Source organism: Pseudomonas sp. MYb13 (genome assembly GCF_002980075.1).
GTDB lineage: Bacteria > Pseudomonadota > Gammaproteobacteria > Pseudomonadales > Pseudomonadaceae > Aquipseudomonas > Aquipseudomonas lurida.
On sequence record NZ_PCQI01000001.1, the window covers coordinates 663,018 to 682,068 of the forward strand.

At 62.0% G+C, this 19,051-nt stretch carries 16 protein-coding genes; 12 read left to right on the top strand and 4 right to left on the bottom strand.

What is annotated here, in order from left to right; all coding sequences use genetic code 11:
- Positions 1 to 83: 83 nt before the first annotated feature.
- From CQ002_RS03105 to CQ002_RS03115, 3 genes are all read right to left on the bottom strand, one after another.
- Positions 84 to 1,982 carry a PhoX family phosphatase gene (locus tag CQ002_RS03105; protein ID WP_105162970.1) on the bottom strand — a complete coding sequence of 633 codons (1,899 nt, stop codon included), beginning with the start codon at positions 1,980 to 1,982 and terminating at the stop codon, positions 84 to 86.
- A gap of 91 nt (positions 1,983 to 2,073) precedes the next feature.
- The gene (locus tag CQ002_RS03110; RefSeq protein ID WP_034109711.1) at positions 2,074 to 2,838 is read right to left on the bottom strand and encodes a TOBE domain-containing protein; all 765 of its coding nucleotides are present in this window, start codon (positions 2,836 to 2,838) and stop codon (positions 2,074 to 2,076) included.
- Between the two features lie 58 nt (positions 2,839 to 2,896).
- A complete protein-coding gene (locus CQ002_RS03115) occupies positions 2,897 to 3,634 on the bottom strand; it encodes a ComF family protein (RefSeq protein ID WP_105162969.1) in 738 nt (245 codons plus the stop codon).
- A gap of 92 nt (positions 3,635 to 3,726) precedes the next feature.
- Between CQ002_RS03115 and bioB the strand changes: the two genes are divergently transcribed.
- From bioB to CQ002_RS03165, 10 genes are all read left to right on the top strand, one after another.
- Positions 3,727 to 4,782, top strand: a complete 1,056-nt coding sequence (bioB, locus tag CQ002_RS03120) for a biotin synthase BioB (protein ID WP_016977842.1) — start codon at positions 3,727 to 3,729, stop codon at positions 4,780 to 4,782.
- Between the two features lie 159 nt (positions 4,783 to 4,941).
- Positions 4,942 to 6,123 (top strand): 8-amino-7-oxononanoate synthase, encoded by a 1,182-nt coding sequence (gene bioF / locus CQ002_RS03125; RefSeq protein WP_098467474.1) that lies wholly within the window; start codon positions 4,942 to 4,944, stop codon positions 6,121 to 6,123.
- Positions 6,116 to 6,847: an alpha/beta fold hydrolase gene (locus tag CQ002_RS03130; protein WP_034109707.1), complete on the top strand. Its 732-nt coding sequence runs from the start codon at positions 6,116 to 6,118 to the stop codon at positions 6,845 to 6,847. The genes bioF and CQ002_RS03130 overlap by 8 nt, the downstream gene beginning before the upstream one ends.
- Positions 6,840 to 7,652: a malonyl-ACP O-methyltransferase BioC gene (gene bioC, locus CQ002_RS03135; protein WP_105162968.1), complete on the top strand. Its 813-nt coding sequence runs from the start codon at positions 6,840 to 6,842 to the stop codon at positions 7,650 to 7,652. Before CQ002_RS03130 ends, bioC begins: the two co-directional genes overlap by 8 nt.
- Positions 7,649 to 8,329 (top strand): dethiobiotin synthase, encoded by a 681-nt coding sequence (gene bioD / locus CQ002_RS03140; RefSeq protein ID WP_098467472.1) that lies wholly within the window; start codon positions 7,649 to 7,651, stop codon positions 8,327 to 8,329. Before bioC ends, bioD begins: the two co-directional genes overlap by 4 nt.
- Before the next feature lie 106 nt (positions 8,330 to 8,435).
- Positions 8,436 to 8,717, top strand: coding sequence for a hypothetical protein (locus CQ002_RS03145; RefSeq protein ID WP_034109702.1), 282 nt, complete (start codon positions 8,436 to 8,438; stop codon positions 8,715 to 8,717).
- 322 nt (positions 8,718 to 9,039) lie between these two features.
- Positions 9,040 to 10,845, top strand: coding sequence for a phenylacyl-CoA dehydrogenase (locus tag CQ002_RS03150; protein WP_034109700.1), 1,806 nt, complete (start codon positions 9,040 to 9,042; stop codon positions 10,843 to 10,845).
- A gap of 208 nt (positions 10,846 to 11,053) precedes the next feature.
- Entirely contained in the window at positions 11,054 to 12,343 is a 1,290-nt protein-coding gene (locus CQ002_RS03155; protein ID WP_069078423.1) for a diguanylate cyclase, read from the top strand.
- Positions 12,344 to 12,433: 90 nt separating this feature from the next.
- A complete protein-coding gene (locus CQ002_RS03160) occupies positions 12,434 to 14,203 on the top strand; it encodes an acyl-CoA dehydrogenase C-terminal domain-containing protein (RefSeq protein WP_105162967.1) in 1,770 nt (589 codons plus the stop codon).
- Positions 14,204 to 14,325: 122 nt separating this feature from the next.
- On the top strand, positions 14,326 to 16,104 hold the full coding sequence (locus CQ002_RS03165; RefSeq protein ID WP_105162966.1) for an acyl-CoA dehydrogenase C-terminal domain-containing protein: 1,779 nt from the start codon (positions 14,326 to 14,328) through the stop codon (positions 16,102 to 16,104).
- Positions 16,105 to 16,330: 226 nt separating this feature from the next.
- On the opposite strand, the gene CQ002_RS03170 is transcribed toward CQ002_RS03165, so the two are convergent.
- Complete coding sequence (locus CQ002_RS03170) at positions 16,331 to 17,230, bottom strand: LysR family transcriptional regulator (protein WP_034109691.1); 900 nt, start codon at positions 17,228 to 17,230, stop codon at positions 16,331 to 16,333.
- A 209-nt stretch (positions 17,231 to 17,439) separates the two neighbouring features.
- On the opposite strand from CQ002_RS03170, the gene CQ002_RS03175 reads away from it, so the two are divergent.
- Both CQ002_RS03175 and CQ002_RS03180 read left to right on the top strand, forming a co-directional pair.
- Positions 17,440 to 18,708, top strand: coding sequence for an aspartate aminotransferase family protein (locus CQ002_RS03175; RefSeq protein WP_105162965.1), 1,269 nt, complete (start codon positions 17,440 to 17,442; stop codon positions 18,706 to 18,708).
- 184 nt (positions 18,709 to 18,892) lie between these two features.
- Positions 18,893 to 19,051 (top strand): YqaE/Pmp3 family membrane protein, encoded by a 159-nt coding sequence (locus CQ002_RS03180; protein WP_003194776.1) that lies wholly within the window; start codon positions 18,893 to 18,895, stop codon positions 19,049 to 19,051.

Genomic DNA, 19,051 nt, shown 5'->3' on the forward strand with positions numbered 1-19,051 from the left:
CAGGCGCGCTCCCACAGTCGACCGCTTTTTTATGTTGGAACTCGGTCAATGGTGGGAGCGGGCTTGCTCGCGAACAGGGGCTATCAGGCGCCGACGATGCCGCCATCATCGCGCCGAATCGCCATCACCGACGAACGCGGCTTGCCGTTCGGCAGATGCTCCGGCCAGGTGGACCCGCCGGTTTCGCCAGGGTGCTGAATCCCCACGAACAGTGTCTTCTGATCGGGCGAGAAGCTGATGCCCGTCACTTCACAGGCCACCGGTCCGACCATGAAACGACGGATTTCCCCAGTGGCAGGGTCGGCACAGAGCATCTGGTTATTGCCCATCCCCGCGAAGTCACCGGCGTTGCTGTAGTCGCCGTCGGTGAGAATCCACAAGCGCCCGGCCTTGTCGAAACCCAGGCCATCGGGGCTGTTGAACATGTTCTGCGGGTTGATGTTCGACGAGCCGCCCTTTGGCAAACCTGCGTGTACACCAGGATTGCCGGCCACCACGAACAGGTCCCAGCTGAAATCACTGGCTCCGTGATTATCGGCGTCGGCCTTCCAGCGCAGGATCTGGCCGTAGACGTTTTTCTCGCGCGGGTTGGGGCCGCCCACCGGCTGGCCGTCTTCACCGCGCTTGGCGTTGTTGGTGAGGGTGCAATAGACCTGGCCATCGGTCGGGCTGACCACGATCCATTCCGGGCGGTCCATACGAGTGGCTTTCACCACGCTGGCGGCGAGGCGCGCATGGATCAGCACTTCGGCCTGGCTGGCGAAGCCGGTGCTGGCGTCGATGCCATTCTTGCCGTGCGTCAGTTCGACCCACTGGCCCTTGCCCTTGGGTTGGTCGGCGTTGCCGTCACCTGCGTCGAAGATCGCCACGTACAAGGTGCCGTGGTCGAGCAGGTCCTTGTTGGCCTTGGGGTTCTTGTGATTGATCTTGTCGCGGCTGATGAATTTGTAGATGAATTCGCCGCGCTCGTCGTCGCCCATGTACACCACGGCGCGGCCGTCACGGGTTTCGGCCAGGGCGGCGTTTTCGTGCTTGAAGCGGCCCAGGGCGGTGCGCTTGACCGGCGTGGAGTGCGGGTCGAACGGGTCGATTTCCACTACCCAGCCATGGCGGTTGAGTTCGTTGGGGTTTTTGGCCAGGTCAAAGCGCGGGTCGTGTGGGTGCCAGTTGATGTCTTTGCTGGCCGCGACCACGCCATAGCGTTTCTGCCCGGCGTCGAAGGTTTGCTGTGGGTTGCTGCTGCCGAAGCAGTCAGTGAAGTTCTCTTCACACGTCAGGTAGGTGCCCCATGGCGTCTTGCCGTTGGCGCAGTTCTGGAAGGTGCCGAGCACTTTCTTGCCGGTTTTGTCGGCGCTGGTTTTCAGCCAGGCGTGGCCGGCGGCGGGACCGCTGAGGCGGATCGGCGAGTTGCCGTGGATGCGGCGGTTGTAGCGTGAGTCCTGGACGAACTGCCACGTGTCGCCCTTGCGCTGCACTTCGATCACTGACACCCCTTCGCTGGCCTGGGCATTGTGCACGTCTTCAGCCGATTGCGGCGCGCCGCCATGGGCGAAGAGGTAGCGGTAGTTGGTGTACTCGTTGTTGATCGCCATCAGTGCGCGGTTGTCGTCGCCAGGGAAAGCGAACAGGCTCATGCCGTCGTTATTGTCGCCGAACTGCTGTTCCTGGGCCTTGGCCGTGCCGTTGCCGGATGGGTCGAAGGCCGGGGCGCTCTTGCTCAGCGGCTGGCCCCAACTGATCAGCACGGAGGCGCTGTACCCCGGCGGCAAGGTGATAGCGTCGCTGGTGGCGGCGGCGATGCTGGTAAAGCCCAGCAGCGGGCTGGCGCTGGTGGCGTTGACGGCCAGCGCACTGCGGGTCAGCAGGTTGCCACCGAGGAACATCGCGGCACCGCACAAGGCACCGGCGCCGATGAAGCGGCGGCGGGTGAGGCCAACCATCTGTTCCAGGTCGGTGGCTTGGTTTTCTTCTAATAGGCTCATCTCAGGCTCCCTGCGGTTTTTGCAGACACCATAAGGAGCGCGCGTGACGAAATTGTTGCAGTTTGAAGGCGTGTGCAGTGTTGGGCCGCGGCTACACCGGCGTACCGAGCAGCACATTGCTCGGCGCAAATTGCACTTGGATCGGCTTGCCCTCGGCGGCACCCAAGGCATTGAGTGCGTCGGGCTGCGCCAGGGCGCATAAAACCTGGCCGTTGGGCAGTGCGATGCGGACTTCGCTGGGGCCGTCATCGGCGTCGAGAATGGCGTCGACAATACCGCTCATGCAATTGTGTCCAGTTGTTGCAGGATGCTCGGGCGCCAGCAATTCCAGCCAGCCGGCCTTGATCAGCGCGACCACTTCCACGCCGGTTTCCAGTTCCAGCCGCTGCGTGCTGTCGTGGGTGATCTGCGCCAGCAGGCTCAGGCCGCCGGCAAGCTGCAGCCGGACCCGATCGTTACGGCCATGCTGTTCAATGGCGATGACCTGGCCGTGCAGTTGGTTGCGCGCGCTGGTGCGTAGCATCAAGCGGCCGAGCAGGTTGAAGTCGCTGGCCGCTTCATCGGAGCCCAGCACTTCGGCCTGCAACGCTTGCAGGCGCTGGTAGAGACGCAACACGCGCTCGCCCTCGGCCGTCAGCTTGGCGCCGCCACCGCCCTTGCCGCCGACGCTGCGCTCCACCAGGGGGTTCTGCGCGAGGTTGTTCAGCTCGTCGATGGCATCCCACGCCGCCTTGTAGCTCAAGCCTGCGCTTTTTGCCGCGCGGGTAATGGAGCCCTGCTCGGCGATATGCGCCAGCAAGGCAATGCGCTGGGGGCGACGGATGATGTGTTGGCTGAGGGACGCTGGCAGTGACATGTGGATACGCTTCGATAAGGTGAGTGGAACGTTGCGGCCAAGGTTGACGGGAGTCAAGTCAGCTGCCGGGTTTGGGCGTGCGCGCCAGGCAGTACACATCGACCTGGCGCGCCCCGGCGTTCATCAGCAGCCGTGCCAGACTGTGGGCAGTGGCGCCGGTGGTCAGCACGTCGTCTACCAGGGCCAAGTGACGGCCTTGCACCTGGGCGTCGGGCGCCAGGGCGAAGGCATCGAGCAGGTTGCGCTTGCGTGTCTTTGCATCGAGGGCTTGCTGGGCGACGGTTTCATGGGGGCGTAACAACAGGTGTTCATCGTAGGCGATGTTCAGCTCGCTGCTGAGCCAGCGCGCCAGCATCAAGGCCTGGTTATAGCCGCGTTCGCGCAGGCGCTTGCGGGCCATTGGCACCGGCAGCAGGCAATCGGGGCGCGTGAGTTCGTTGTTATCGAGGCGGTCCTGCAGGTACTGCGCCAGGAGCCTTGCAAGCATCTGCCCAAGTGGCCAGCGCGCCTGGTGCTTGAAGCGGCTGACCAGGCTGTCGATGGGAAAGCCGTAGGTCCAGGGTGCGATCACCTGTTTAAACGCCGGTGGTTGTTTCAGGCATTGGCCGCAAATCAGACCCTCCATCGGCAGGGGCAATGCGCACACATCGCAGTGCTCCATCAGCCAGGGCAGCTCGGTTTCGCAGACGTTGCACACACAATCGGCCGATTCCGTCGCATCATCGCAGATTAAACAGATTTGTGTGTTTTTTAGCCAGATGTAAACCTGGTGTTTGTGGTTGGGTTGACAGTGCATGAATCTTCCTTAAATATGCCGAGCATCCGTGTCGTGCCTGTGGGTATTGCCCTTCCCGCAGCGCTTGCCAAAGCATAATCAAGGAATCGCCCATGAGCGCCAGCACCACCGCCACCTTGCGTCACGATTGGTCCCTCGCCGAAGTCAAAGCGCTGTTCGTGCAGCCATTCAACGACCTGCTGTTCCAAGCGCAGACCGTGCACCGCGCGCATTTCGACGCCAACCGTGTGCAAGTGTCGACGCTGCTCTCGATCAAAACCGGTGCCTGCCCGGAAGATTGCAAATATTGTCCGCAGTCGGGCCACTACAACACCGGCCTGGAAAAAGAAAAGCTGATGGAAGTACAGAAGGTCCTGGAAGAGGCTGCTCGCGCCAAAGCCATTGGCTCGACCCGCTTCTGCATGGGCGCCGCCTGGAAGCACCCGTCGGCCAAAGACATGCCCTACGTGCTGCAGATGGTCAAGGGCGTGAAGGCCATGGGCCTGGAAACCTGCATGACCCTCGGTCGTCTCGACCAGGACCAGACCGAAGCCCTGGCCCAGGCTGGGCTCGACTACTACAACCACAACCTCGATACCTCGCCGGAGTTCTACGGCAGCATCATCACCACCCGCACCTACAGCGAGCGCCTGCAAACCCTGGCCTACGTACGTGATTCGGGAATGAAGATCTGCTCCGGTGGCATCCTCGGCATGGGTGAGTCCCTCGACGACCGCGCCAACCTGCTGATCCAACTGGCCAACCTGCCTGAGCACCCGGAATCGGTGCCGATCAACATGTTGGTGAAGGTCGCCGGTACGCCGCTGGAAAACGCCGAAGACATCGACCCGTTCGACTTCATCCGCATGCTCGCCGTGGCGCGCATCCTGATGCCGCAGTCCCATGTGCGCCTGTCGGCCGGCCGGGAAGCGATGAACGAGCAGATGCAGGCCCTGGCGTTCTTCGCCGGCGCCAACTCGATCTTCTACGGTGACAAGCTGCTGACCACCGCCAACCCGCAGGCCGACAAGGACATGCAACTGTTCTCGCGCCTGGGCATCCTGCCGGAAGCGCGTGAAGAACACGCGGATGAGGTGCATCAGGCGGCGATCGAACAGGCGCTGGTGGAGCAGAAGAGCAGCGAGCAGTTCTATAACGCTGTGGTTTAAAACCCCACTGATCTCCCTATTAGCATGCGATTCAAATGTGGGGGCCGGCTTGCCTGCGATGACGGCGGCACATTCAACATCAATGTGTCTGAATCACCGCTATCGCAGGCTTGCCTGCTCTCACATTGGATCGAGTTCACCTGATGTATCGAGGCCAGCATGTCTTTCGATCTCGCCGCGCGCCTCGCTGCCCGCCGTGCCCAGCACCTCTATCGTCAACGCCCGCTACTGGGAAGCCCCCAAGGCCCGGAAGTGGTGGTGGACGGCCAGCCGCTGCTGGCGTTCTGCAACAACGATTACCTGGGCCTGGCCAATCACCCGCAAGTGATCGAAGCCTGGCGTGCCGGCGCGTCGCGTTGGGGCGTGGGCGGTGGCGCTTCGCACCTGGTGATCGGGCATGCCACGCCGCACCATGAGCTGGAAGAAGCCCTGGCGCACCTCACCGGCCGCCCGCGCGCGCTGCTGTTTACCACCGGCTACATGGCCAACCTCGGCGCCGTCACGGCGTTGGTGGGGCAGGGCGATACGGTGCTGCAGGACCGCCTCAACCATGCATCGCTACTGGATGCGGGCTTGTTGTCCGGGGCGCGCTTCAACCGCTATCTGCACAACGACGCGGCGAGCCTGGCCAAGCGCCTGGAGAAGGCTACCGGCAATACGCTGGTGGTCACCGACGGCGTGTTCAGCATGGATGGCGACCTGGCAGACCTGCCGGCGCTGGCCCGGGAAACCAAGGCCAGGGGCGCCTGGTTGATGGTGGACGACGCCCATGGCTTCGGCCCATTGGGTGCCAACGGCGGCGGGATTGTCGAGCATTTCGGCCTGAGCCAGGACGACGTACCGGTACTGGTCGGCACCCTTGGCAAAGCGTTCGGCACGGCCGGCGCCTTTGTGGCCGGCAGTGAAGACCTGATCGAAAGCCTGATCCAGTTCGCCCGCCCGTACATCTACACCACCAGCCAACCGCCCGCCCTGGCCTGCGCCACCTTGAAGAGCCTGGAGTTGCTGCGCACCGAGCACTGGCGGCGCGAGCACCTCAACAGCCTGGTCCGCCAGTTCCGCCAGGGCGCCGAGCAGCTTGGCCTGGACCTGATGGAGAGCTTCACGCCGATCCAGCCGATCCTGATCGGTGACAGCGCCAAGGCCGTGCGTCTGTCGCAGATGCTGCGCCAGCGCGGCCTGATGGTGACAGCGATTCGCCCACCCACCGTGCCGGCCGGCAGCGCACGTTTGCGCGTGACACTGACGGCGGCCCACAGCGCGGCGCAGGTGCAGCTATTGTTAGACGGATTGGAAGTGTGTTTCCGCTCGTTAGGCGCCACGGAGCCCGACCATGCGTGATCGACTGATATTGCTCCCCGGCTGGGGCCTCGGCGTATCGCCGCTGGAGCCATTGGCCGCCGCGTTGCAAGGGCTGGACGAACACCTGCGGGTGCAGATCGAGCCGTTGCCGGTGTTGGGTTCCAGCGACTTGGGTGAATGGCTCGAGGAACTCGACGCCACGCTGCCGGACAATGCCTGGCTGGGCGGTTGGTCCCTGGGTGGCATGCTCGCATCGGAACTGGCCGCGCGGCGCGGCGAACGCTGTTGCGGCCTGCTGACACTGGCCAGCAACCCGTGTTTTGTCGCCCACGACGGTTGGCCGAACGCGATGCCTGCCGAGACGTTCGACGCGTTTCTCGCCGGCTGCCATGCCGACTCTCAGGTCACCCTCAAGCGCTTCGGCCTGCTGTGCGCCAAGGGCGCTGAAGACCCACGCGGGCTGTCGCGGCTGCTGGTCAGCGGGGCGCCGAATTCGCCGTCAAGTGTATTGATGCCCGGCCTTGAACTGCTCGCCCAACTCGACACCCGCGAAGCCTTGCTGGCGTATCGCGGCCCGCAGTTGCACCTGTTCGCCGGCCTGGACGGGTTGGTGCCTGCGCAAGCCGCCAGCGACCTGCTGGCTCTGCTTCCGGATGTTGAAATCGGCCTGATTGAACAGGCCGGTCACGCTTTTCTTCTGGAAGACCCCCACGGCGTCGCGGGGGCTATCCAGGCTTTTTTGCATGAGTGCCTCGATGACTGATTTATCCCACGCCCCGCTGCCCGGTGCCTTGCCGGACAAGCGCCAGGTCGCTGCGTCGTTTTCCCGCGCGGCGGCCAGTTACGACAGTGTTGCCGAGTTGCAGCGCGCGGTGGGGCATGAACTGCTGGGGCGCCTGCCGTCGACGTGTGCGCCGCAACGCTGGCTCGATATGGGGTGCGGCACCGGGTATTTCAGCCGGGTGTTGGCTCCGGCGTTGCCAGCCAGCCAGGGTGTGGCACTGGATATTGCCGAAGGCATGCTCAACCACGCGCGGCCATTGGGCGGCGCCGGGCATTTCATCGCCGGCGATGCCGAACGCCTGCCGTTGCGGGACGCCAGCTTCGGGCTGATCTTCTCCAGCCTGGCGGTGCAATGGTGTGCGGATTTCACGGCGGTGCTCAGCGAGGCGCATCGCGTGTTGCAACCGGGTGGTGTGCTGGCGTTTGCGAGTCTATGCGTGGGAACACTGGATGAGTTGCGCGAAAGCTGGCGCGCGGCGGATGGCATGGTGCACGTCAATCGCTTTCGCACCTTCGAGGCGTATCAACAGCTATGCGCGGCCAGTGGTCTGCGCGTGGTGAGCCTGGAGCGCCGGCCCCATGTGCTGCATTACCCCGATGTACGCAGCCTGACCCATGAGTTGAAGGCGTTGGGTGCGCACAATCTCAACCCGGGACGGCGGGGAGGGTTGACGGGGCGCGCGCGGATTGTTGCACTGGTACAAGCGTATGAGCAGTTCCGCCAGGCCCAAGGCCTGCCGGCGACTTACCAAGTGGTGTATGCCGTACTGGAGAAACCTCTATGAGCGCCGCTTATTTCATCACCGGCACCGACACCGATGTCGGCAAGACCACCATCGCCGCCGGCCTGCTGCACGCGGCGCGCCAGGCCGGCAGGAGCACTGCGGCCGGTAAGCCCGTGGCGTCCGGCTGCCAGGTCACGGCCAAAGGCTTGCGCAACGCCGATGCCCTGGCGTTGCTGGCCGAGTGTTCGTTGCCGCTGACGTATGCCGAGGTCAACCCCGTAGCCTTCGAGCCCGCTATCGCCCCGCATTTGGCAGCACGGGAGGCGGGCGTTGCGTTGACGGTGCAATCGCTGTTGAAACCCATGCAGCACATCCTGGCGCAGCAAGCGGATTTCACGTTGATCGAAGGTGCGGGCGGCTGGCGCGTGCCGTTGGCCGACCAGGACAACCTGTCGGATTTGGCCATGGCGCTCAAGCTGCCGGTGATCCTGGTGGTTGGCGTGCGCCTGGGCTGTATCAGTCATGCGTTGCTGACCGCCGAGGCCATCGCCCGAGACGGTTTGCCGCTGGCGGGTTGGGTGGCGAATATCATCGACCCCAAGACCTCTCGTCTGGAAGAAAACCTCGCGACGCTGGCGGAGCGGTTGCCTGCACCGTGCCTGGGGCGCGTGCCCAAACTCAAGCACGCCGGGGCCCAAGCCGTTGCTGAATACTTGCAGTTGGACTTGCTTGACTGATTTTGGCTATCAACAAGGCATTATGCCATTAGTGTTTTTGACGAGCCCTTTGCTGGGATATCTGCTTCAATTCAACTTCACGATTCTCTAAAGGCAGGCTTACGCCATGGAAATCTCTGGAAGCAGCGCGTTTTACTCGGGCCTGAGCAGCATTCAGACTGGGCAGAACCGTGTCGACCAGGCTGCGGGCAAGATTGCCAGCGCCGCGACGACCCAGCCATCGGATGCGCAAAGCGACCGTCTGCAAGCCAACGACCGCGCCCAGCCATCGAACTCGGCCAGCAACATGGTCGAAATGGCCCAAGGCAAGTTCCAGGTGGAACTGGGCGTAAAAGTGGCCAAGGCTTCGGATGAAATGCTTGGCACCCTGATCGACACCTACGCTTAAACCCTCTACACGCCGACCGGCTCTCGCTTCATGTGGGAGCTGGTTCGCTTGCGATAGCATCAATTCGGTTCTACTCCTCGACCGCGACGCCTGTATCGCGGGCAAGCCAGCGGCTACAGCCCTGTTTCTCTCCTAATCTTACTGGTGGCATCTCGCCGCGGGCTTTGCCGTGCGCGCCATTGACCCACGTCATGACAAACGGCGGCTGGACGACGCTTGACATCCCCAGGTCGTAAACGTATGTTTCAAACACCTGTTTGACCGCTATAACACAAATCCACGCGGTTGTTCATTCCAGATACATCAGCAGAGGTTTATCGCTATGCCTGACTACAAGGCCCCCTTGCGTGATATTCGCTTCGTTCGTGACGAACTGCTTGGCTATGAAGCGCACTATCAGAGTCTGCCGGCTTGCCAGGACGCTACTCCGGACATGGTTGACGCCATTCTCGAAGAAGGCGCCAAGTTCTGTGAGCAAGTGCTGGCACCGCTGAACCGCGTGGGCGACATCGAAGGGTGCACCTGGAGTGAGTCAGGCGTTAAGACCCCGACAGGGTTCAAGGAAGCCTACAAACAATTCGTCGAAGGCGGCTGGCCAAGCCTGGCCCACGACGTAGCGCACGGTGGCCAAGGCCTGCCGGAATCCCTGGGCCTGGCGGTCAGCGAAATGGTTGGTACCGCCAACTGGTCGTGGGGCATGTACCCCGGCCTGTCCCATGGTGCGATGAACACCATTTCCGAGCACGGCACCCCTGAGCAGCAAGAGGCTTACCTGACCAAACTGGTGTCGGGTGAATGGACCGGCACCATGTGTCTGACCGAGCCACACTGTGGCACCGACCTGGGCATGCTGCGCACCAAGGCCGAACCTCAGGCCGATGGCTCCTACAAAATCTCCGGCACCAAGATCTTCATCTCGGCCGGCGAGCACGACATGGCCGACAACATCGTCCACATCGTACTGGCCCGCCTGCCGGACGCACCGGCGGGCACCAAAGGCATCTCGCTGTTCATCGTGCCGAAGTTCCTGCCAAACGCCGATGGCTCGATCGGTGAGCGCAACGCGGTGACCTGTGGTTCCCTGGAACACAAGATGGGCATCCACGGCAACGCCACCTGCGTGATGAACTTCGACGCGGCCACCGGTTTCCTGATCGGCCCGGCGAACAAAGGCCTGAACTGCATGTTCACCTTTATGAACACTGCTCGCCTGGGCACTGCGCTGCAAGGCCTGGCCCACGCCGAGGCTGGCTTCCAGGGTGGCCTGAAATATGCGCGTGACCGCCTGCAAATGCGTTCGCTGACCGGCCCGAAAGCACCGGAAAAAGCCGCTGACCCGATCATCGTGCACCCTGACGTGCGCCGCATGCTGCTGACCATGAAAGCCTTCGCCGAAGGCAACCGTGCGATGGTGTACTTCACCGCCAAGCAAGTGGACATCGTCAAATACGGTACCGACGACGAAGCCAAGAAACAGGCGGATGGCCTGCTGGCATTCATGACCCCGATCGCCAAGGCGTTCATGACCGAAGTCGGCTTTGAATCGGCCAACCACGGCGTGCAGATCTACGGCGGCCACGGTTTTATCGCCGAGTGGGGCATGGAGCAGAACGTTCGCGACAGCCGCATTTCGATGCTGTACGAAGGCACCACGGGCATCCAGGCCCTGGACCTGCTCGGCCGTAAAGTGCTGATGACCCAGGGCGAAGCGCTCAAGGGCTTCACCAAGATCGTGCACAAGTTCTGCCAGGCTAACGAAGGTAACGACGCCGTCAAAGAGTTCGTTGCACCGCTGGCTGCACTGAACAAAGAGTGGGGCGAGTTGACCATGAAGGTCGGCATGGCCGCGATGAAGGACCGCGAAGAGGTGGGTGCTGCCTCGGTGGACTACGTGATGTACTCCGGTTACGCCTGCCTGGCCTATTTCTGGGCCGACATGGCGCGCCTGGCGGCCGAGAAACTGGCCGCCGGCACCACCGAAGAAGCGTTCTACAACGCCAAGCTGCAGACTGCGCGCTTCTACTTCCAGCGCATCCTGCCGCGTACTCGCACTCACGTGGCCACCATGCTGTCGGGCGCCAACAACCTGATGGACATGAAAGAAGAAGACTTCGGCCTGGCTTACTAAGCCAAACCGGGTTCACTGCCAGAGCCGCCGCTCCTTCACGGGAGCGGCGGCTTTTTTGTGAGCGATAAAAAACCACAGTACAGCGCTCAGGGATTGCTTCCGGCTGCCGTTACAGTGATGGCAATGTGATACATGTGCGGCAGGGTGTGCTTAACTGTCCGCATCAAGGCACAGTGCCATCATTTTTTTGTGGGTCGGAGTTCTACCCTTGTCGCGCGTGTCCGCTGTACGGTTCAGTCACTTTCTACCTTCTTTGCTGCTCTTGCTGGCGGGGCTCTCGGCTGCGTACGTCAAGGACCTCAACGTCTTCTTCACCTCACTGTTCAATGTGTTGCCGACCCTGGTGCTGTTACTCGGCGGTTCGTACTGCGCGGTGTATCGCCGTCAGCGTGAACTGTTCCTGATGATCACGGTGTACATCGCCTACTTCCTGCTCGACACCCAGACCGACTTCTACCGCGACCACGGCCGCGTGCGCGACGACGCGGCGGTGGTGTTTCACTTGTGCTGCCTGCTGCTGCCGTTATTGTTCAGCATCTACGCGCTGTGGCAGGAGAAGACTCACCTGTTCCGTGACTTCGTCGCCCGTGGCGCAGTGTTGCTGGCGGTCGGCAGCGTGGCCTTGGCACTGGAGCAGAGTTATCCCCAGGCGGTGCTGAACTGGCTGGCGGAGATTCGCTGGCCGGCGCTGCATGGCAGCTGGATGAGCCTGATCCAGCTGTCGTACCCGATGTTCCTGATTGGTTTCCTGACCCTGGCGGCCCAATACTGGTACCAGCCGCGCCCGCTGCATGCGGCGCAATTGGTGGGGTTGCTGGGGATGTTCTGGATGTTGCCGCAGACGTTCATACTCCCGTTCACCCTGAACATCATGTGCAGCCAGGTGATGTTGATGATCGCCGCCGGCGTGGCCCACGAGGCTTATCAAATGGCCTTCCGCGATGAGCTGACCGGCTTGCCGGGGCGTCGTGCGTTGAATGAGCGCATGCAGCGCCTGGGGCGCAACTATGTGCTGGCGATGAGCGACGTCGACCACTTCAAGCGCTTCAACGACACCCATGGCCATGACGTCGGCGACCAGGTGTTGCGCCTGGTGGCGAGCAAGTTGTCCAAGGTCAACGGCGGCGGGCGGGCCTACCGCTATGGCGGTGAAGAGTTCGCCGTGGTGTTTGCCGGCAAGACGGTGGAGGAATGCCTGCCGCACCTGGAGGAGATCCGCGAAATCATCGCCGACTACGACATCAAGCTGCGCAACTCGGACCGCCCCCAGGATGACCAGCAGGGGCGCCAGCGTCGCTCGGGCAGCGGCGCCTCCAGCGTGTCGGTGACCATCAGCATTGGCGTGGCCGAACGCCAGGCCGAGCAGCGCACGCCGGAAGAGGTGCTCAAATCCGCCGACCAGGCGCTGTACGCCGCCAAGGGTGCCGGGCGTAACTGCGTGGTGGCAGCCGGGCAAACCCGCCGTGGCGCGGTGCGCATGGAGAGCGCTGCCGGTTGAGTGATAGCGGTGTATTCAGCGGTTCTACAGTGATTGTCCGAGGCAGTGGCTGGCAGTAGGTTGAAACCATCTGCTGACGGAGACATTGCCATGCCTGAGTACAAAGCTCCCCTTCGCGACATGCGCTTCCTGATCGACAACGTGTTTGATTTCCACGGTCACTACGCCGCATTGGGCGCGACCGATGCCAGCCCGGACATGGTCGGCGCGATCCTCGAGGAAGGCGCGAAGTTCTGCGAGAACGTGCTCGCACCGCTCAACCACAGTGGCGACGAAGAGGGCTGCCATTTCGACAATGGCGTGGTCACCACGCCCAAGGGCTTCAAGGAAGCCTTCGCCCAGTACGTGGAAGGCGGCTGGCACGGTGTGGCGGCGGATCCGGCTTACGGTGGCCAAGGCTTGCCGCAGTCACTGGGCCTGGTGCTCAGTGAGATGATCGGCTCCAGCAACACGTCGTGGGGCATGTACCCGGGGCTGACCCACGGTGCGATGTCGGCGATCCACGCCCATGGCACCGCTGAGCAGAAAGACATTTTCTTGAGCAAGCTGACGGCCGGCGAATGGACCGGCACCATGTGCCTCACCGAGGCGCACTGCGGCACCGACCTGGGCCTGATCAAGACCCGCGCCGTGCCCCAGGCTGATGGCAGCTATGCGGTCACCGGCAGCAAAATCTTCATCTCGGCCGGCGAGCACGACATGAGCGCCAATATCATCCACCTGGTGCTGGCCAAGCTCCCGGATGCGCCGGCGGGCACCAAGGGCATCTCGCTGTTTATCGTGCCCAAGTTCCATGCCGACTCCGGCGAGCGCAATGCGGTGCACTGCGGTTCCATCGAACACAAGATGGGCATCAAGGGCTCGGCAACCTGCGTGCTGAACTTCGACGGCGCCAAGGGCTTCCTGATCGGCGAGGCAAACAAAGGCCTCAACTGCATGTTCACCATGATGAACCATGCGCGCCTGGGTACCGGCATGCAGGGCCTGTGCAACGGCGAGACAAGCTTCCAGGGGGCGATCAAGTACGCCAACGATCGCCTGCAAATGCGCTCGCTGACCGGCGCCAAGGCCCCGGAAAAAGCTGCCGACCCGATCATCGTGCACCCCGATGTGCGCCGCATGCTGCTGACCATGAAAGCCTTCAACGAAGGCAACCGCGCACTGGCCTACTTCACCGCGCAATTGCTCGACACCGCGCACCTGAGCAGCGACGCCACCCAGCGCCAGGACGCCGAAGACCTGCTGGCGTTTCTCACGCCCATCTGCAAAGCCTTTATGACCGATACCGGGCTGGAGGTGACCAACCACGGTATGCAGGTCTTCGGTGGCCACGGTTACATCCGCGAATGGGGCATGGAGCAACTGGCACGGGATGCGCGGATTGCGCCGATCTATGAAGGCACCAATGGCATCCAGGCCCTCGACCTTCTTGGGCGCAAGGTATTGGGCAGCCAGGGCAAGTTGCTGCGCGGGTTTACCAAGCTCGTGCATAAGTTCTGTGGGGCCAATGCCGAGCACCCACAGCTCAAGGGATATGTGGCGCAGCTCAACCAACTCAACGGGGAGTGGGGCGAACTGACCACTCAAGTCGGCCTGGCGGCGATGAAAAACCCCGATGAAGTCGGCGCGGCGGCTGTGGATTACCTTATGTACAGCGGCTACGTCATTCTCGCCTACCTGTGGGTGCGCATGGCGATCGCCGCCCTTGAGCAACAGGACGCCGACTTCGCCAAGGCCAAGCTCGCCACGTGTGACTTCTACTTCAAGCGCCTGCTCCCGCGTACCGCTACCCACCGCGCGGCGGTGGAGGCGGGCAGCGAATGCCTGATGAGTCTGCCCGCGGAGGCATTTTCGCTGTGATGACTTAAAAATACCTATCAGTCACAAGTAGACCCTATGTGTCTTAAAAGTTGTTCGGGTACACTCGGGGCCTGTAAAACCGATCCTACCGAATCACTTTTCACGTTCTCACGAGGTTTGCCATGGCTGATTACAAAGCGCCGTTGCGTGATATGCGCTTCGTCCTCAACGAAGTATTTGAGGTCGCCAAGACTTGGGCCCAATTGCCGGCATTGGCAGACACCGTTGACGCCCAAACCGTAGAAGCCATCCTCGAAGAGGCCGGCAAGGTCACCGCCAAGTCCATCGCCCCGCTCAGTCGCGGTGGGGATGAACAGGGTTGCCGCTGGGATGACACTGCGGTGTTCACCCCGGACGGTTACCCACAGGCCTACAAAACCTACGCTGAAGGCGGCTGGGTAGGGGTCGGTGGCGATCCGGTCTTCGGTGGCATGGGCATGCCCAAGGCCGTGTCGGCCCAGGTCGAAGAGATGATCAACTCATCGAGCCTGGCATTCGGCCTGTACCCGATGCTGACCTCCGGCGCCTGCGTGTCGATCAATACCCACGCCAGCGAAGACCTCAAGGCCGCCTACCTGCCGAAGATGTATTCAGGTGAATGGGCCGGCTCCATGTGCCTGACCGAGGCTCACGCCGGTACTGACCTGGGGATTATCCGCACCAAGGCTGAACCACAGGCGGACGGTTCCTACACCATCAGCGGCACCAAGATCTTTATCACCGGTGGTGAACACGACCTCACCGAAAACATCATCCACTTGGTGCTGGCCAAGCTGCCGGACGCGCCGGCGGGTCCCAAGGGTATTTCCCTGTTCCTGGTGCCGAAGTTCATGGTCAATGCCGACGGCAGCCTGGGTGCACGTAACGCGGTGAGCTGTGGTTCCATCGAGCACAAGATGGGTATCCAGGCGTCGGCCACCTGTGTGATGAACTTCGACGCAGCGGTGGGTTACCTGGTGGGCGAGCCGAACCGTGGGTTGGCGGCGATGTTCACGATGATGAATTACGAGCGTCTTGGTGTGGGCATCCAGGGCCTGGCATCCGGCGAGCGTTCCTACCAGAACGCGATTGAATACGCGCGCGACCGCGTCCAAAGCCGTGCACCCACTGGCGCCCAAGCCAAAGACAAAGTGGCCGACCCGATCATCGTGCACCCGGATGTGCGTCGCATGCTGCTGACCATGAAGGCCGCGAATGAAGGCGGTCGGGCGTTCTCCACCTACGTGGCGACGCAACTGGACATCGCCAAGTTCAGCGACGACGCTGCTGCCCGCGAGCGTGCGGATAACCTGGTGGCGTTGCTGACACCGGTGGCCAAGGCTTTCCTGAGCGACCTGGGCCTGGAAACCACGGTACTGGGCCAGCAGGTGTTTGGCGGCCACGGTTACATTCGCGAGTGGGGCCAGGAGCAACTGGTGCGCGACGTGCGCATCACCCAAATCTACGAAGGCACTAACGGTATCCAGGCGCTGGACCTGATGGGGCGCAAGATCGTCGGCAGCGACGGAGCGTTCTACCGCTTGTTCGCCGATGAGATCCGCGCGTTCATTGCCTCGGCGGGTGCCGAGCTGGCTGAATTCACCAAACCACTGAGTTCGGCGGTGGATGACTTGGATGAGTTGACCGCCTGGGTGCTGGACCGCGCCAAGACCAACCCGAATGAAATCGGCGCAGCGTCGGTGGAATACCTGCACGCCTTTGGCTACATGGCCTATGCCTACATGTGGGCACGCATGGCCAAGGCTGCGTTGGGCAAGGAGGCTGAAGACAACTTCTATGCCAGCAAGCTGGGCACGGCGCGCTTCTACTTCGCCCGCCTGTTGCCCCGTATTCATTCGCTGAGTGCGTCGGTAAAAGCCGGTAGCGAATCACTGTTTTTGCTGGATGAAGCCCTGTTTTAAGGACTTGGAGGGCGTGTAAGCATTCTCTTACATGACGTGCTGCTATTCGTCCTCTATCGCCACATTGGATCCACGGATAATCTACTTCACATGGACGTCGCGCAGGAAGCGCAAAGCAACAACACGGACACGTAGGATTCTGCCAGGATGGCGGAGTGAAATGGATGTCAGGGAAACAGTCTGCAAAACCCCGCTTCGGCGGGGTTTTCTTTTGCCTGCGAAAAAGTCAGGCAGGCGCCTGCGGGGCATTCATCACGTCTTCCAGCAAGGTGCGCAGCAACGCTACCGTCGCCTGCTGGCGCTGCACATCTCGGCACACCAGGCCCACTTTCAGCGGCACCCTGGGTTCGCTCAAGGGTTTCCACAGCAGCAACTGGCTGTTGTGTTCGTCCTGGGAGCGCCCCGGCAGCACAGTCGCCAGTTTTGTGTGAGGCAGGCTGTCGAGAATCCCCACCATGGTATTGAGTTCTGCCTGCACCTGCGGGCGCCGTCCGAGGTTGGACAGTTGGCCCTGCCAGATCTGCCTGACCTGAAACTCTTCCCCCAGCAGTAACATCGGCAATTCAGCCGCCTGTTTCAGCGAGACTTTCTTGAACTCCCGCAAAGGATGGTCCTCGGGGATGACCACTTTCAGCTCGTCTTCATACAACAACACGCCGTGCAATCCCGGCTGGCGCGGTGGCAAGTAGCTGATGCCAATATCCAGCGAACCGTTGAGCAGCCGCCGTTCAATTTCAAGCCCGGTCAATTCGTAGATCTGTACCACCAAGTGCGGCTGGGCCTTGCGCACACGCTCGAGCATCTGCGGGACCAGGCTGGTGTGCACGGTTTGCAGCACGCCGATGGCCAGGGTGCGCATCGCCTGGCCCTTGAAGTTGCGCAGCGCTTCGATCGCCTGTTGCATGCCATCGATCAGTGGCAGGGCATGGTTGTACAGCGTATGCGCCGCCAATGTCGGCAGCAGACGCTTGCTGCTGCGTTCGAACAGGCTTACGTCAAGGTTCTGTTCCAACTGGCGAATCTGTTGCGACAGTGCTGGTTGCGAGATCGACAGACGCTCTGCCGCACGGCCTACGTGGCCTTCCTCGTACACCGCGACGAAATAACGCAGTTGCTTGAAATCCATAAGACTTACTTATCGAAAAAGCTGGAAAAACGAAATGGCTGTTGGCCCCCGAGACGCCTAGTCTAGCGGCTATTCGCAGGGCTTACAGGGCCGGATCGGGCAATGAACAGTGTTTATGTTGATAGCGTTTACATAGGCAAGGCATACAATCTTTACTCACGACACATGGCCTGTACCGACCAAGGTCCGGTTGCCAGCGGGGTGAAGGTGTGAACCTGTTCAATATGCGTCGCCCCGCGCCCAGCCTGGATGACTTGATCCTGGATACCCCGCGCGGCAGTCATTCCAGTGAGTCGCTGATGCCGACTGTGGCGCGGCCGGCTCAGGTATTTGTGCGCGGCCAGGGCTCATGGCTATGGGACAGCGACGACCGTGCCTACCTGGACTTCAACCAGGGCGCCGCCGCCAATAGCCTCGGCCACAGCCCGCAGGTGTTGATCAAAGCGTTGGCCGACCAGACCCAGGCGCTGATCAATCCGGGCAACAGCCTGCATAACCGCACCCAACTCAACCTCGTCGATCGGCTGTGCCATCGCACTGGCAGTGACCAGGCCTACCTGCTCAACAGCGGTGCCGAAGCCTGCGAAGCCGCGATCAAGCTGGCACGCAAGTGGGGCCAACTGCATCGCGGCGGCGCCTACCGCATCATCAGCGCGAGCAATGGTTGCCATGGCCGCAGCTTCGCGGCGATGTCGGCCTCGGCGAGCGACCGCGCCAATCGCTTCGAACCGCAACTACCCGGCTTCAGCCATGTGCCGTTCAACGATCTGCCGGCCTTGCACGCCGCAGTCGATGCGCAGACCGTCGCGATCATGCTGGAGCCGATCCAGGGCGAAGCCGGCGTGATCCCCGCGACGGAGCATTATCTCAAAGGTGTCGAGCGCTTGTGCCGCGAACTGGGGATCCTGCTGATTCTCGACGAGGTGCAAACCGGTATTGGCCGCTGCGGCACCTTGCTCGCCGAACAGCATTATGGCGTACGTGCCGACATCATCACCCTCGGCAAAGGCTTGGGCGGCGGCGTGCCCCTGGCAGCGCTGCTGGCGCGCGGCACTGCCTGTTGCTTTGAGGTAGGCGAACTGGAAGGCACCCATCATGGCAATGCACTGATGGCGTCGGCCGGCGTTGCCGTGCTGGATGCCGTGTTGGAACACGGCTTCCTGGAGCAGGTGCGTGAGTCTGGCCTTTACCTTGGCGAAGGCCTCGCTCGCCTGGCCTGTCGCTACGACCACGGGCCATTGCGCGGGCACGGCCTGATGTGGGGCCTGACGTTATCGGATGATTCCGCGGACGCTGTCGTGAAAGCGGCCTTGCACGAAGGACTGATCATCAACGCCCCGCAACCTAACTGCCTGCGCTTCACCCCGGCGCTGACGATCAGCAAGAGCAACATCGACGAAATGCTCCTGCGCCTGGCCCGCGCCTTCGCGCGCGTGCGCACCGCACAGCTGCAATGCCGCAAGGGCATCGCCGTTTAAACCCTATTCTTGAACCGTCTCGCGGTATACGCGGCGCCTCCGGCCTGATTCTTTCGGCTGGGGGCGTTTTTTTGCCTGTTCAACAACGATAGATGGCCCAACGCCAGATCCCAGTGAACCCTTACGAACGGCCAATGTCGATTAGCTACACGGCTCACACGAGCCGATTTTTTGGAGCTTACCCATGGACATCATTCGTATCATCATCGCCATTCTGCTGCCGCCACTGGGTGTGTTCCTGCAAGTGGGCTTCGGCGGCGCGTTCTGGCTGAATATTCTGCTGACCCTGTGCGGTTACTTCCCCGGCATCATTCACGCGGTGTACATCATCGCCAAGCGCTGA

Coding starts and splice junctions, on each gene's coding strand:
- CQ002_RS03105 (WP_105162970.1), bottom strand. CDS start 1,982: ATGAGCCTATTAGAAGAAAACCAAGCCACCGACCTGGAACAGATGGTT.
- CQ002_RS03110 (WP_034109711.1), bottom strand. CDS start 2,838: ATGTCACTGCCAGCGTCCCTCAGCCAACACATCATCCGTCGCCCCCAG.
- CQ002_RS03115 (WP_105162969.1), bottom strand. CDS start 3,634: ATGCACTGTCAACCCAACCACAAACACCAGGTTTACATCTGGCTAAAA.
- bioB (WP_016977842.1), top strand. CDS start 3,727: ATGAGCGCCAGCACCACCGCCACCTTGCGTCACGATTGGTCCCTCGCC.
- bioF (WP_098467474.1), top strand. CDS start 4,942: ATGTCTTTCGATCTCGCCGCGCGCCTCGCTGCCCGCCGTGCCCAGCAC.
- CQ002_RS03130 (WP_034109707.1), top strand. CDS start 6,116: ATGCGTGATCGACTGATATTGCTCCCCGGCTGGGGCCTCGGCGTATCG.
- bioC (WP_105162968.1), top strand. CDS start 6,840: ATGACTGATTTATCCCACGCCCCGCTGCCCGGTGCCTTGCCGGACAAG.
- bioD (WP_098467472.1), top strand. CDS start 7,649: ATGAGCGCCGCTTATTTCATCACCGGCACCGACACCGATGTCGGCAAG.
- CQ002_RS03145 (WP_034109702.1), top strand. CDS start 8,436: ATGGAAATCTCTGGAAGCAGCGCGTTTTACTCGGGCCTGAGCAGCATT.
- CQ002_RS03150 (WP_034109700.1), top strand. CDS start 9,040: ATGCCTGACTACAAGGCCCCCTTGCGTGATATTCGCTTCGTTCGTGAC.
- CQ002_RS03160 (WP_105162967.1), top strand. CDS start 12,434: ATGCCTGAGTACAAAGCTCCCCTTCGCGACATGCGCTTCCTGATCGAC.
- CQ002_RS03165 (WP_105162966.1), top strand. CDS start 14,326: ATGGCTGATTACAAAGCGCCGTTGCGTGATATGCGCTTCGTCCTCAAC.
- CQ002_RS03170 (WP_034109691.1), bottom strand. CDS start 17,230: ATGGATTTCAAGCAACTGCGTTATTTCGTCGCGGTGTACGAGGAAGGC.
- CQ002_RS03180 (WP_003194776.1), top strand. CDS start 18,893: ATGGACATCATTCGTATCATCATCGCCATTCTGCTGCCGCCACTGGGT.